This is a genomic window from Arthrobacter sp. MSA 4-2 (assembly GCF_016405885.1).
Lineage (GTDB): Bacteria > Actinomycetota > Actinomycetes > Actinomycetales > Micrococcaceae > Arthrobacter_D.
The window spans coordinates 211,770-224,595 of the sequence record NZ_JAEKGC010000004.1 but is presented as its reverse complement, the minus strand read 5'-3'; the positions used below and the strand labels follow the sequence as shown (position 1 = coordinate 224,595).

The window sequence follows — 12,826 nt, the reverse complement described above, 5'->3', positions numbered from 1 at the left end:
TCCCTCATACCCTCGTGTCGATCAGCCGTGATGTGTCGACGCCGGCGGTCATGCCGCGGGCATCGTAGGTGCCGGCCTCCGCACGGTGTCCGGCAAGGGCCTCCTGGGTGGACCGGGCTGCGGCGCGGAGGAACTGGGCGTTGGCGTCCCGGAGCTCCTTAATTCGCTCGGTCTGCTCCGTCATCACCTGCAGGTGCCGTGAGAGGATGTCCGCCCAGGGGCCTTCGGGCGCGTGCTGCACCAGTTCGCGCAGCGTGGCGTTCTCCCCGGCACCCCACTCGGCGGCGACGTTAAGCACCTCGACGTCGCGGGCCAGGCCGCTGGCCCGCAGCAGGGCGACGGCGCCCTCGACCTCGCGGGTTGCATGCTGCAGCCAGCGCGTCTTCCCGGCCGTGAGCAGGAGCTGCTCCTCCTCAAGCTTGAACATCAGAAGTTCAAGCAGTTCACGCTCGTGCCAGAGCTGGGCTGATAGCTCCTGGATTCCCATAGTGCCTAAGACTCTCCTAGATTGGCTCAGCGGTCGCTTCCTGCTGCCGCACCTTACGTAGGAAACCATCGGCCGGATGCCGGCCGATGTAAGGTGCGCCGCCGCCGTCGGGGCCGGATTGGGGGCTTCGAAAAAAACTTTTCGCATTCTGCTAACGCCGCCTCCGGAGCCGCCGATTGTCCTCTGCGTAAGGCCCAAGGATGGGCCCGACGCTACACAACAATTCATGGAGGAATAGATCATGGGTATGCAGATCAATACCAACACCGCGGCGAACAACGCTTTCCGCGCCCTGTCCAACACGCAGAACGACCTGAGCAAGTCCCTGGAGAAGCTCTCCAGCGGCCTCCGCATCAACCGTGCTGCCGACGACGCTGCCGGCCTGTCCATCTCCGAGGGCCTGCGCTCGCAGGTCTCGGGCCTCGGAGTTGCCCAGCGCAACGCCCAGGACGGCATCTCCGTCATCCAGACCGCTGAAGGCGCACTGACCGAGGTCCACTCGATCCTGCACCGTATGCGCGACCTGGCTGTCCAGGGCGGCAACGACTCGAACAACGCCCAGTCGCGCACCGCGATCAAGACCGAAGCCGATGCCCTCGGTGAGGAACTTGCCCGCATCACCTCGTCCACCAACTTCAACGGCATCAAGCTCCTCGACGGCACCGCGGGAACCGCCGGTGTCATCAGCCTGCAGGTTGGCGCCGACGGCGCTGCCGACAACACCATCTCGGTGAACCTCGGCGATGCCAACGCCAGCATCAACGGCGGCGGCGCGGTCTTCTCCAGCGTCACCGGAGCAACCGGCTTCGTCGTCGCCACCTCCGCCGGCGCGACGACCACGGTCGCCGCACTGGACGTTGCGATCGCCGCCGTCTCGGCACAGCGTTCGGAACTGGGTGCTTCCCAGAACCGCCTCGAGTCCGCGGGCAAGTCCCTCGCGGTCTCCAAGGAGAACCTGGCCGCCGCCGAATCCCGCATCCGCGACACCGACATGGCGGAGGAGATGGTCAAGTTCACCAAGGCCAACATCCTCTCCCAGGCCGGCGTTTCGATGCTCGCCCAGGCGAACCAGTCCACCCAGAGCGTCCTGAAGCTCCTCGGCTAAACCGACTGCTTCATAACGGAGCCGCCGGTGGCAGCCGGGCGGGGCATCCCAGCCCGCCTGTGCCGCCGCCGGCGGTTCCCGTTTACCCCCAATCCCCAGATCGACGCTTCGGAGGAGAACACTCGTGGGACTTTCACTGGACGGGCTGGCCAGCGGGCTGGATACGACGGCGCTCATCAAGGCCATGATGGACATCGAACGCATCCCGCAGAACATCCTCTACAACAAATCGGTGCGCACCCAGGCCACCGTCGACGCCCTGAAGGCGCTCAACACCCGGGTCGCGGACCTCTCCGCGCTCTCGGCCGGCGCGGCCAAGCCGGGGGCCCTTTCCCTGTTCACCGCCACGTCCTCCTCGACCGCGGCGACGGCCGCCGCAGGCACCGGCGCCGCCGCAGGTTCGGTGGACTTCACGATCGACCGGCTCGCCACCAAGCAGAGCTCGGTCTCGGCCCCCCTCACCCAGTGGCCCGACACTTCCCTGACCATCACCGGCGCCAACGGCACCGCCGTCACCGTCACCGCCGCATCGACGAGCCTCGACGACGTCGTCAAGGCCGTCAACGCCTCAACCGCCAACGTCACCGCCACCAAGATCTCCACCGGTGACGGCAACTACCGGCTCCAGCTGACCTCCAAGGCCACCGGCGCGGCCGGCGCCTTCACCCTCTCCGGGACCGCGGGAACCTTCACCCAGATCCAGTCCGCCCAGGACGCGCAGATCACCCTGTGGAAGGGAACGGCCGCGGAACAGCCGGTCACCTCGGGCACCAACACCTTCGCGAACCTGCAGACCGGCCTCTCCGTCACCGTCGCGGCGGTCTCGGCCACGCCCGTCACCATCAGCGTCGCCCAGGACGCCGACGGCATCGCGGCCAAGGCCGAAGCCCTGGTCAAGGGCCTCAACGACGTGCTCGCCTACATCTCCAGCAAGCAGAAGACCTCGACCGCGCCCGACGCAAACGGCAAGCCGGTCACCACCCTCGGCGTGTTCACCACCGACAGTGCGGTCCGGAGCATCGGTCAGAGCCTGCTCACGGCGGCGTCGGCCCCCATCGGCGGTGTTTCGCCGTCCGAATACGGCATCAGCATCACCAAGAACGGCACCATGGAGTTCGACGCCGCCAAGTTCAAGGCCGCCCTGGCGAAGGACCCCGCGGCGGTGGACGCAGCCGTGCGCACCATCGGCTCGCGCCTCGAAGCGGCGGGGAAGACCGCGTCGGACAAGTACGGCGGCGTGATCGCCTCGAAGATCACCAGCGGCGAGGGCCAGGTCCGGGAACTCAACGACCAGGTGGCGAACTGGGACATCCGGCTCGCCTCGCGCGAGGCACGCCTGAAGAGCACCTACGCGGCGCTTGAAGTGGCGATGCAGGCAATGAACGCGCAGTCCAGCTGGCTCACCGCACAGCTCGCCACGCTGCCGACCCAGGGAAGTGACGGAAAGAAATGATGATGAACACCTCCACCGACCAGCGCCGGAAGTACCTGCGGGAATCGGTCCTCTCCGCGACACCGGCACGGCTGCTCACTATGCTCTACGACCGGCTCCTGCTCGATCTTGCCCGTGCCGAACAGGCTCAGGCGGCCGAGAACTGGCAGGCCGCGTCGGCGCAGCTGCTCCATGCGCAGGAGATCATCGCCGAGCTGTCCTCGTCCCTGAAGAAGGACGCGTGGGACGGAGCGGAGAACCTCTTCGGGCTCTACACCTACGTGTCGAACGCCTTGATGGCGGCCAACATGCACCGCGACATCAAGGCCACCCGGGAGTGCATCGCCCTGCTTGAGCCGCTGCGCGAGGCCTGGCACGAGGCATCGGCATCCCTGCCGGCCCAGAACTCGTGGGATCCGGCCCGATCCGCCGGGAGCCTCGGTGTGGCCTGACGCTGCGGGGGCCGAGGGGGCCGGCGCCCTGGGGCGAGCAGGCTGGACCGCGGCGCTGGCCCAGCTCGAGGACGTCGTCTTCGAGGCCCAGCGTGCCGCGTCCGACCCACAGCTTCCCGCTCCCGCCATCGCAGCCTGGGAACCACCGCAGGACCTGGGCCCGATTCCGGCTGACCTCCGCGAGCATGCCCGCCACGTGAACGAGGCCCAGCTGGCTGCCCTGTCCGCACTGGGTCAGGCCCGGGCCACCGTGTCCCGTCACCTCGGGGCCGTGGAGTCGGCCTCGGCCAATCTGGCCAGGACGGGAAGCCTCGACGTCACGGGCTGAGCCCTCGACGACCCGCATCCGCAACACGCCGGGAGCGGTCCGGCCAGGGGACGGCGGAGGCCGGCCCGCCTGGCGCCGGCCGCTGATCAGGAGGGCCTGCCTCCTCCGATCCGGTAGGACTCCTCGAGCAGCTCCTCCAGTTCGCGGACGTCAACGCGGGCGAGGCGGACCAGGACCAGTTCAGGCGAACGCCGGTGATGCGGCGTGATGTAGTACGTGTCCGGATCGGCCGCGAGCAGCGCATCGCGTTCCTGCGTCTTCACCGTCAGCACGCCCTCGGCCCACATCCGGGCGATCAGGGTGCGCGCGAACCAGGCCGGCTGGTTCCAGCTCGACCGTTCGGTGACTCCCGGCAGAGAAAGGCACTTGCGCCGCACGTCGTCCTCGGTTGCCACGTTTCCAAGGGTGTCAGGGACCGGGGGCGCCGTCCAGCGTCAGGGTTCCGGGTGCAGCTGCGTCGTGCCCGGGCGGAACCCGGATTCTTTCGCGAAGTTTCCTTACCGATCCGCAGCGGACGCCGATAGGTATTGGTGAGCAGCCGTTGCTCATACTCCCAGGCCGCCGACCGGTCTGCACCTCCACCTCAAGGCAGGCCGCCGTGTTCGAATCCATCACCTCCCTGGGACTTCACAGTGCGCTCGACGGGCTGGCGCTGCGCCAAAAGGCCATCGCCAGCAACATCGCCAACGTGAACACCCCCGGCTACACCGCCCGCCGCGTCAAGTTCGAAGAGGCCCTGACCGCCTCCGTCCGCGCCGGCAGCGGCGCGGCCCAGAGCGAGATGCAGCGGTCGCTGGAGCCGACGAAGCTGAACGGGAACAACGTGAACCTCGATACCGAAACCCTCTCGAACATCGACACGGTGCTGCGCTACCAGTTCGCGGCACGCGCCGTCGAAGGGACCTTCAACAATGTCCGCACGGCAATGAGGACCCACTGATGACCTTCGACGCGATCGGCATCGCCGGAACCTCCCTCACCGTGCACCGCAAGTGGCTCGACGCCGTTTCGGACAACCTCGCCAACATCAACACGGCCACCAGTACCGACGGCGCCGCCTTCCAGGCCCGCTACATCGTCGCGCAGGAGGGCGCCGGCGTCGGCGGGGTGTACGTCCGCGGGGCGGAGTTTGGCGACGCCGAGGGGCGGATGGTCCACGAACCCGACCACCCCCTGGCCGACGAGGACGGCTACGTCCGCTACCCCGACATCGACATGGGCGAACAGATGTCGATGCTCATCATGGCCCAGCGCGGCTACGAGGCCAACGCCGCCGTCGTCGACCGCGCCAAAACCACCTACGAAGCCGCACTGCAGATTGGAAGGTCCTGATGGCCCCCGCACCGCTGACCCCCGTCCAGGCGGTCACCGCCACGGGCTATGTGCCCGCCACCGCCCCGGCCCCCTCCACCGACGGGTCGGCCTTCGCCTCGGTCCTCACCGCGGCCGTAGACAACGTGCAGGCACTCTCGGGCGCATCCGACACCCTGTCGCTGAAGGCCGCCAGCGGGAACCTCGACGACATCCACGACGCCACCATCGCCTCCACGCGGGCCGCGGTGTCCCTTGAGCTCGTCGCCGCCGTCCGCAACAAGGGCGTCGACGCGTTCAACGAGATCATGCGGATGCAGGCCTGATGGCCTCCCTCCTGCCGGCCTCGATGTCGCGCGTGGCCGGGACTATGAAGGAATTCTCCCTGGCCCAGAAGACCCTGGCCCTGCTCGGCGTCGCCGTCCTCGTCCTCGGCTCCGTCCTGCTCACCTCCTGGCTCACCAAGCCCGCCTACACCCCCCTGTTCTCGGGGCTCCAGGCTGAGGACGCAAGCATCATCGTGGAGCAGCTGCGCACCGACGGGGTGCCCTACGAAATCACCAGCGGCGGCTCCACCATCCTCGTGCCCGAGGCGAACGTGTACGACCAGCGGCTGAAGGCCGCCTCCGCGGGGCTCCCTTCCGAATCTACCGGCGGCTACTCGCTGCTCGACGACATGGGCGTGACCTCCTCCGAGTTTCAGCAGTCCGTCACCTACAAGCGGGCCCTCGAAGGGGAACTCGCCGCCACCATCGAGGGGATGGAGGGCGTCAAGACCGCCTCCGTGCAGCTGGCCATTCCCGAGGCCACGGTGTTCACCAAGGAGAAGGCCGACCCCACCGCCTCGGTGTTCGTCGAGACCCGCAGCGCCGCCGAACTCAGCGACGACCAGGTGCAGGCCATCGTCCACCTGACCTCGGCCTCCCTCGAGGGGATGCAGGCCAAGAACGTGGCCGTCATTGACTCGCGCGGCACCGTCCTGTCTGCCGTGGGCGTCGGCGCCACCGGCTCCTCCGACAAGCAGGCCTCCAACTACGAACAGCGCGTCTCCGGCGCCGTCCAAGCGATGCTCGACCGGGTGGTCGGCCCGGGCAACGCGACGGTCGCCGTCGCCGCGGACATGAACAACGAGTCCGGGGAGCGGCTCGAGGAAACCTTCACCACCCCCGAGGACGCCCCGGCGCTCAACGAGTCCACGACCACCGAGACCTACACCGGAACCGGCGGCGGCGGAGCCGGTGTGCTGGGCCCTGACAATATCGCCGTGCCCGACGGCGGCAACGGCGACGGCACCTTCGACTCCGAAACCAGCACCCGCAACAACGCGCTCAACAAGACGACCGAGACAACCGCGATCCCCGCAGGCTCCCTCAACCGGCAGACCGTCTCGGTGGCCCTTGACGCCGAGGCCGCCCGCGGCCTCGACCTTGCCGCACTGACCGGGCTGGTGAACACAGCCGCCGGCATCGACGAAGAGCGCGGGGACGCCGTCGCTGTCGAGGTCCTGCCGTTCAACACCGCAGGAGCCGACGAGGCCGCCGCCGCCCTGGCCGAGGCCAAGGCCGCCGAGGCGGACGCCCGGAACGCCGAGCTGCTGCGCACCGGGTTCTACGCCATCGGCGCCGTGCTGCTGGTGCTCGTCCTCGTGATCGTCTTCGCCGTGCGGAACCGCCGCCAGCGCCGTGAGCTGATCGACCTGGGCGAGCGGCCGCTCGCGGCGCCGTTCGAGCTTGACCTGCCGGCCGTCACCCCGATCGAGCCGGCGCCCACGACGTCGTCGATCGGCGTGGTGCTGCCGTCGGCCCCGGCCCCGGTCGCGCCGGCCGAACCGGCCGCGGCCGAACTGGCCCGCAACGAGATCGAATCCCTCGCCGCCCGCGACCCGAAGAAGACGGCCGACTACCTGCGTGACCTGATGGACGAAAAGGTCCCGGTATGAGCGAAACGGATATCGACCTCACCGGCATCCAGAAGGCCGCCGTCATCCTGATGCAGATGTCCCAGGAGCGGGCGGTGCAGGTGATGCAGCACTTCACGGAAGCCGAGGCCGAGGACGTCGCCTCGGAGATCGTGAAGCTGCGCTCGGTGAACCCCGACACCGCCGAGAAGGTCATCATCGACTTCCACGAGGTGACGGTCCAGGGCAAGCGCCCCGCCCGGGGCGGGCGGGACTTCGCCGCCGGCCTGCTCCAGGCGTCCTTCGGGCAGGAGAAGGCCGCCGGGCTGATGACCCGGATGGCCTCCACCATGGCCGGGAAGTCCTTCGAGTTCCTCGCCAACGCCGAACCCGGCCAGCTGCTGGGCATCCTCGACGGCGAACTCCCCCAGACCATCGCCCTCGTGCTCGCCCACCTCCGGCCCGACACAGCGTCGGCGGTCCTGGCGGGCCTGGGCGAGTCCCAGCGCGCCGACGTCGCCCAGTGCCTCGCCACCATGGGCGCGGCGTCCCCCGAGGCGCTCACGATCGTCGCCGACATCCTCAAGCTCCGGGCCGGTGCGATCCTCGCGCCGCGGAAGACCTTTGAGGCCGTCGGCGGCATCCAGCCCCTTGTGGACATCATCAACCGCTCCGACGTCGCCATCGAGAAGGCCCTGCTCCAGGAGCTCGAGGAGCGCGACCCGGAACTGGCCGAGGAGGTGCGCTCCCGGATGCTCACCTTCGCCGACATCGTCAAGCTCGAACGCCGCGACATCCAGGCCATCCTGCGCGGCATCGATCCGGCGCTGCTCGCCGTGGCGATGCGCGGGGCCCCCGCCGCCGTCGTCGAGACCATCCAGAAGAACGTGTCCGAGCGCAACAAGGAAATGCTCCAGGCCGAGATGAACGCCACCGGGCCGGTGCGCGCCTCCCAGGTCGAGGAGGCCCGCGCCGACATCGTGCGCGCCATCCGCGCCCTCGAGGCAGAGGGCTCCATCACCGTGCGCCGCGGCGAGGAGGACGACCTTGTCTACTGAGCCGGCGTTCTCCCCTCTCGCCTACCCTTCGCTGCGCGATCCCGAGCGCGAACGCCTCGAGGCCGAAAGCCGCGTCCGCGGCCACGCCGCAGGCTACGCCGCCGGCCTCCGGGAGGCGGCGGTCCATGCCGCCGCGGCAGCGGAGCAGGCCGAGGAGGAACGGCTCGCTGCGGCCCGCTCGACGGCCGCGCGCATCGACGCGGCCCTCGCGGTGCTGCGCTCGGCGGCCTCCGCCCTCACCGCCGCCTCCGTCCCGGTGATCCACTCCGTCGAGGACGCCCTCACCGCTGCGGCGTTCGAGCTGGCCGAGGCGGTGATCGGCTACGAACTGGCCGACGGCGGGAACTCCACCCGGTCAATCGTGGCCCGGGCGCTGAACGCACCCCTGCCCTTCGCCGTCCACACCGTGCGGCTTCACCCGTCCGACCTGGCGCGGCTGACCGCGGCCGGGGTATGCCCGCCGGAGGTGCAGCTGGTCGCCGACCCCGCCCTGGCCGCGGGGGACGCCGTGGCCGAATACCCCGAGGGGTTCCTCGACGCGCGCATCGGCACCGCGGTCGCCCGGGTCCGCGCCGCCCTCGCCGGCGGTGCCGCATGAGTACGACGGCGTGGCGGCCACACGCCGGACGCTTCGCCACCGCAGTGCGCGTGGGCGCCCCCGAACAGGTCGGCACCGTCACCTCCGTCGTCGGGCTCGGCCTCGAGGTGTCCGGGCTGGCCGGCGCCGTCGGGGACCTGCTGACCGTCGGCGACGGCGGCCGGGAGGTCATCACCGAGGTCGTCGCCGCCGAGGGGCCCCGGCTGCGCTGCATGCCGCTCGCCCCGGTCAGCGGCCTCGGCACCGGCCTGCCCGTGCGCGCCGCCACGGCGGCCGTCCTCGTGCCCACCGGCGCCGGGCTCTTCGGCCGGGTGCTCGACGGGCTGGGCCGGCCCATCGACGGCCGCGGCCCGGTGGACGCCGACGGCTTCGTGGCACTCGACAAGGAATCCCCAAGCGCCATGGGACGGGCCCGGATCACCGACGTCCTCGCCACCGGCGTGCGCGCGGTCGACACCCTGACCACCATCGGCAAGGGCCAGCGGATGGGCCTGTTCGCCGGCTCCGGCGTCGGCAAGTCCTCGCTGCTGTCGATGATCGCCCGCGGCACCGACGCCGAGGTCTCGGTGATCGCGCTCGTCGGCGAGCGCGGCCGGGAGGTGCGCGAATTCCTTGAGGACGACCTGGGCGCCGAGGGCCTGGCCCGCTCCATCGTCGTCGTCGCGACCTCGGACGAACCCGCGCTGATGCGCCTGCGGGCGGCGTTCACGGCAACCCGCATCGCCGAATCCTTCCGCGACCGCGGGGCCGACGTCGTGCTGCTGATGGATTCTCTCACCCGGGTGGCCATGGCCCAGCGCGAGATCGGCCTGTCCGTCGGGGAGCCTCCCGCCACCCGCGGGTATCCGCCGTCCACCTTCTCCGTGCTCTCCCGGCTGCTCGAACGCGCCGGCACTGACACCTCGGGCTCGGTCACCGGCATGTACACGGTGCTGGTGGACGGCGACGACCACAACGAACCCATCGCCGACGCCGCACGCTCCATCCTCGACGGCCACCTCGTCCTCGACCGCCGGCTGGCCGTGGCCGGGCACTTCCCCTCGATCGACGTCCTCGGGTCGATCTCCCGCGTCGCCTCGAAGGTCAACCCGAAGGAATACAGCAGCCTCGCCCTGACCCTGCGGAAGGTCCTCGCCGCCCGGCGCCAGGCCCAGGACCTGATCGACGTCGGCGCCTACCGCAGCGGCTCCAACCCGCTCGTCGACGCGGCCCTGGCCAACGAAAACCAGATCAACGCCTTCCTTCAGCAGGGCATGGACGACCAGACGCCGACGGCGGATGCCTGGAACCGACTCGCCCTCCTCGCCCAATCCCTCGGAGGTATCCAATGACTCAGACCTTCCGGCTCGCCGGGCTGCTCCGCCTGCGCCAGCTCGAACAGGATGAAGCCGCCGGCGACCTCGCCGCGGCGAACGCACGGGTCGCCGAAACCGCCGACCGGCAGGCGAAGGCACGCACGGACCTCGAGACCACCGGGTCGGAGCCCACGAGCCCCGAGACCCTCGCGGCGATCGCCGCATCCCGGGCCGCGGCGCGCACCCTGCTCGCGGATCTTGAGACGCTCGAACGCACCCGCCGGGAATCGGCCGAGCAGGCACAGGCCGCGTTTTCCACTGCCCGGGCACGCTCGATCGGGCTGGAAAAACTCGAGGCGAAGCACACGGTGCGCGAGGCCGCGGCCGATCTGCGCGCCGAGCAGCTGTTCCTCGATGAACTCACCTCGTCGGCCCGGCATGCGGCGCGGGGGGCCGGGCGATGAGCATGGCCGCCGCCCTTGAGCGGATCCAGCAGATCCAGGGCACCCTCGGTACCCTCAATTCCTCAATGGGAGCCCCGGCCTCCGCCGAGGCCCCGGGCCGCACCGGGCAGGTCTCCCCCGCGGCGGCCGCGGAGGCGGCGGCCAACGCGTCAGTGTTCGCGGAGGCGCTGTCGAACGCCGGGGTAACCGCCGGTGGCACCGATGCGTCCGCGGTCCCCGGCGTGCCCGGCCTCGCCGGTCCGGCCGCTCCGGCCGCTCCGGCCGCGGGAGGCGCAGGCGGCGGGTCGGCGTCCTCGGTGGAGGCCGCGGCCCGGAAATACCTCGGCCTGCCCTACATCTGGGGCGGCAACGACCCGGCGGCCGGGCTCGACTGCTCAAGCTTCGTCCAGCACGTCTTCCGGGACCTCGGCTACGAGCTGCCCCGCACCACCTGGGACCAGGTCAACCAGGGCACGCCCGTGGCCTCGATGGCCGAGGCCCGCCCCGGGGACCTGCTGTTCACCTTCAACACCGGGCACGTGTCGATCTACCTGGGCAACGGCAAGGCCGTCGACGCCCCCCAGCCCGGCTCGACCATCCAGATCCGGGACGCGTGGGAGAACGACGGGAACGTCACGGCCATCCGGCGCATCCTTCCCGCCGGCTCCTCCTTCGGCGCGGCCGCCGCGGGAGCCGCACGATGAGCGGCTCGGCGCTGGGCCTGCGCGGGACGGCCGGGGCGTCCGCACCCGCGTCGGCCCCCGCGGCCCGGCCGCGCAGCGGATCGGATGCCGGCGAGGCCGGGGCCTTCGCCTCGGCCCTCGGCGAGGCGCTGGCCCGCCCTGCCGGGCGTCCGGGGTCCGCGTCCGACCGCAGTGCCGGGGCCGCCCATCCCTCGGACGACCGCAATGCCCAAGCCGACCGCAGTGCCACCGACCGCGCCGCGGGCGACCGCAGATCCGGACGTCCGGATCCTGCCGGAGCGCGCCGCCCGGCCGACTTCCCCGCACCTGCCGATCCCCGCACCGGCCCAACCGGCACAACGTCGGGTGAGGCAGTTGTGGGCGGACCCGGTGCGGGCCCGCAGGCGTCCGGCACGGTCGATGGCACCGCACAGACCGGTGCACCTGCCGGCGCGGCCGAACCCACCGACGGCACCTCCGGGCACACGGCACAGGACACCGCCGCGGCAGCCGAAACCGCCGGCACGGTAGCTGCCGACCCGGTTCCCGGCGGCGTCGGGCTCGGCGCCCCGGGTCTCGTATCCTCTGGCGGTTCCGCTCCGGAAGGGACCACGGCCACCGGAACCACCGGCACCGACACAGTTCTGTCTTCAGCCGGCACCCAGGCACCCGGCACGGACGGCCCGCCCACCGCGGGGACGACCGGAGGGGACACCGTGCCCTCCGCCCACCGCGGGGCGCCCATGGAGGTCCTGCCCGGTGCCGGGACGGCGGCCTCAGCAGGAACTCCATCCGGCCCGGCCGGGGCAGTTACCTCCGCACCCGCCGGTGCTGGAGCGGGCGCAGGGCCCGGGGTCCCGACGTCTGCAGCACCGCCACCGGTGCTGGCCGGGCAGGCACCCGCCACGGCATCCCCTGCCGCCGCGTCAGGAGCGGGCACCGCTTCCGGTGCACCTGCCGCTCAGCCGTCCGGTGCCCCCGGGCCGGTGCCGGCCGCAGGCCCGCAGCCCGTGGCTGCGGCCGGCGCCGCCATGCCTTCCGATCCCGCTGCGCCGGCCTCCGCCGGTGCGGCGTTCCACCCCGGCCCCGCGGAGGCCGACACCGCAGGTACCGCCACCGGCGCGTCCGCATCTGCTGCACCGGCCCCCGGCGCCCCCGCGCCCGCCGGCCAGGCTCCGGCCGCCCCGGCGGGACCCCCGCCGCACCTGCAGGGGCCGGTCCCGGGACTCCAACCTGGCGCCGGCGGCCTCCAGGCGCCGACGGTATCTCCAGTGCCGGGTGCCGGGACCACTGCTGCTCCCGCCCCGCCGCCGGCCGCCCTCGCCGCCCAGCTGTCCCGGCCGGTGACGGCCCTGGCGGGCAAGGCCCCGGGCGAGCACGTTCTGGTGCTGAAGGTCACCCCCGAGGACCTCGGCCCGGTGACGGTCCGCGCAATGATCGGTGCGGACAGCAGCGTCCGGGTCGAGCTCTTCGCTCCCACCGATGGAGGCAGGGACGCCCTGAAGGCGGTGCTCGCCGAGCTCAAGCGGGACCTGGCCGGCTCCGGCCTCAACGCCAGCCTCGACCTGTCCTCCCGCAACCAGCCCGGCGAACCGGGCGCGGAGGGCTCGCGGCGCGGTCCCTCCCAGCAGCACCCGGGCCGGTCCCCTGCAGGCCGGGACGACGACACCCCACAGCCCGACCGCCGCCCCCGCCTTTCCGACGACGCGCCTTCACTGAACGTGATGGCCTGAGAAA

The 12,826-nt window shown here is 71.3% G+C and carries 16 protein-coding genes; 14 read left to right on the top strand and 2 right to left on the bottom strand.

Annotation, left to right across the window (positions count from 1 at the left end; all coding sequences use genetic code 11):
- Window positions 1–4: 4 nt before the first annotated feature.
- On the bottom strand, window positions 5–487 hold the full coding sequence (locus I6N91_RS06330; protein ID WP_198811662.1) for a flagellar protein FlgN: 483 nt from the start codon (window positions 485–487) through the stop codon (window positions 5–7).
- A gap of 241 nt (window positions 488–728) precedes the next feature.
- Between I6N91_RS06330 and I6N91_RS06325 the strand changes: the two genes are divergently transcribed.
- The 4 genes from I6N91_RS06325 (at window position 729) to I6N91_RS06310 (ending at window position 3,804) form a co-directional block, all read left to right on the top strand.
- A complete protein-coding gene (locus I6N91_RS06325; RefSeq protein ID WP_198811660.1) occupies window positions 729–1,592 on the top strand; it encodes a flagellin in 864 nt (287 codons plus the stop codon).
- A gap of 124 nt (window positions 1,593–1,716) precedes the next feature.
- Window positions 1,717–3,045, top strand: coding sequence for a flagellar filament capping protein FliD (gene fliD / locus I6N91_RS06320; RefSeq protein WP_198811658.1), 1,329 nt, complete (start codon window positions 1,717–1,719; stop codon window positions 3,043–3,045).
- 2 nt (window positions 3,046–3,047) lie between these two features.
- Complete coding sequence (gene fliS, locus I6N91_RS06315; RefSeq protein WP_133404159.1) at window positions 3,048–3,476, top strand: flagellar export chaperone FliS; 429 nt, start codon at window positions 3,048–3,050, stop codon at window positions 3,474–3,476.
- Window positions 3,466–3,804, top strand: a complete 339-nt coding sequence (locus I6N91_RS06310) for a hypothetical protein (RefSeq protein ID WP_198811656.1) — start codon at window positions 3,466–3,468, stop codon at window positions 3,802–3,804. The genes fliS and I6N91_RS06310 overlap by 11 nt, the downstream gene beginning before the upstream one ends.
- Before the next feature lie 86 nt (window positions 3,805–3,890).
- Here I6N91_RS06310 and I6N91_RS06305 read toward each other — a convergent pair whose 3' ends face one another.
- Window positions 3,891–4,199, bottom strand: coding sequence for an MmcQ/YjbR family DNA-binding protein (locus I6N91_RS06305; RefSeq protein WP_198811654.1), 309 nt, complete (start codon window positions 4,197–4,199; stop codon window positions 3,891–3,893).
- Window positions 4,200–4,402: 203 nt separating this feature from the next.
- On the opposite strand from I6N91_RS06305, the gene flgB reads away from it, so the two are divergent.
- From flgB to I6N91_RS17355, 10 genes are read left to right on the top strand one after another with little or no spacing between them, the layout of a single operon-like run.
- Window positions 4,403–4,744, top strand: a complete 342-nt coding sequence (flgB, locus tag I6N91_RS06300) for a flagellar basal body rod protein FlgB (protein WP_159617569.1) — start codon at window positions 4,403–4,405, stop codon at window positions 4,742–4,744.
- Window positions 4,744–5,136, top strand: coding sequence for a flagellar basal body rod protein FlgC (locus I6N91_RS06295; protein WP_198811652.1), 393 nt, complete (start codon window positions 4,744–4,746; stop codon window positions 5,134–5,136). The genes flgB and I6N91_RS06295 overlap by 1 nt, the downstream gene beginning before the upstream one ends.
- Complete coding sequence (gene fliE, locus I6N91_RS06290; RefSeq protein ID WP_198811650.1) at window positions 5,136–5,441, top strand: flagellar hook-basal body complex protein FliE; 306 nt, start codon at window positions 5,136–5,138, stop codon at window positions 5,439–5,441. Before I6N91_RS06295 ends, fliE begins: the two co-directional genes overlap by 1 nt.
- Window positions 5,441–7,054, top strand: coding sequence for a flagellar basal-body MS-ring/collar protein FliF (fliF, locus tag I6N91_RS06285; protein ID WP_198811648.1), 1,614 nt, complete (start codon window positions 5,441–5,443; stop codon window positions 7,052–7,054). Before fliE ends, fliF begins: the two co-directional genes overlap by 1 nt.
- Window positions 7,051–8,070: a flagellar motor switch protein FliG gene (fliG, locus tag I6N91_RS06280; protein WP_120164896.1), complete on the top strand. Its 1,020-nt coding sequence runs from the start codon at window positions 7,051–7,053 to the stop codon at window positions 8,068–8,070. Before fliF ends, fliG begins: the two co-directional genes overlap by 4 nt.
- The gene (locus I6N91_RS06275; RefSeq protein ID WP_198811646.1) at window positions 8,060–8,668 is read left to right on the top strand and encodes a FliH/SctL family protein; all 609 of its coding nucleotides are present in this window, start codon (window positions 8,060–8,062) and stop codon (window positions 8,666–8,668) included. Before fliG ends, I6N91_RS06275 begins: the two co-directional genes overlap by 11 nt.
- A complete protein-coding gene (locus tag I6N91_RS06270) occupies window positions 8,665–9,999 on the top strand; it encodes a FliI/YscN family ATPase (protein WP_198811644.1) in 1,335 nt (444 codons plus the stop codon). The genes I6N91_RS06275 and I6N91_RS06270 overlap by 4 nt, the downstream gene beginning before the upstream one ends.
- Window positions 9,996–10,427, top strand: a complete 432-nt coding sequence (locus tag I6N91_RS06265) for a hypothetical protein (protein ID WP_198811642.1) — start codon at window positions 9,996–9,998, stop codon at window positions 10,425–10,427. Before I6N91_RS06270 ends, I6N91_RS06265 begins: the two co-directional genes overlap by 4 nt.
- Window positions 10,424–11,110 carry a C40 family peptidase gene (locus I6N91_RS06260; protein WP_198811640.1) on the top strand — a complete coding sequence of 229 codons (687 nt, stop codon included), beginning with the start codon at window positions 10,424–10,426 and terminating at the stop codon, window positions 11,108–11,110. Before I6N91_RS06265 ends, I6N91_RS06260 begins: the two co-directional genes overlap by 4 nt.
- Window positions 11,107–12,822: a flagellar hook-length control protein FliK gene (locus tag I6N91_RS17355; RefSeq protein ID WP_198811638.1), complete on the top strand. Its 1,716-nt coding sequence runs from the start codon at window positions 11,107–11,109 to the stop codon at window positions 12,820–12,822. Before I6N91_RS06260 ends, I6N91_RS17355 begins: the two co-directional genes overlap by 4 nt.
- Window positions 12,823–12,826: the final 4 nt, after the last annotated feature.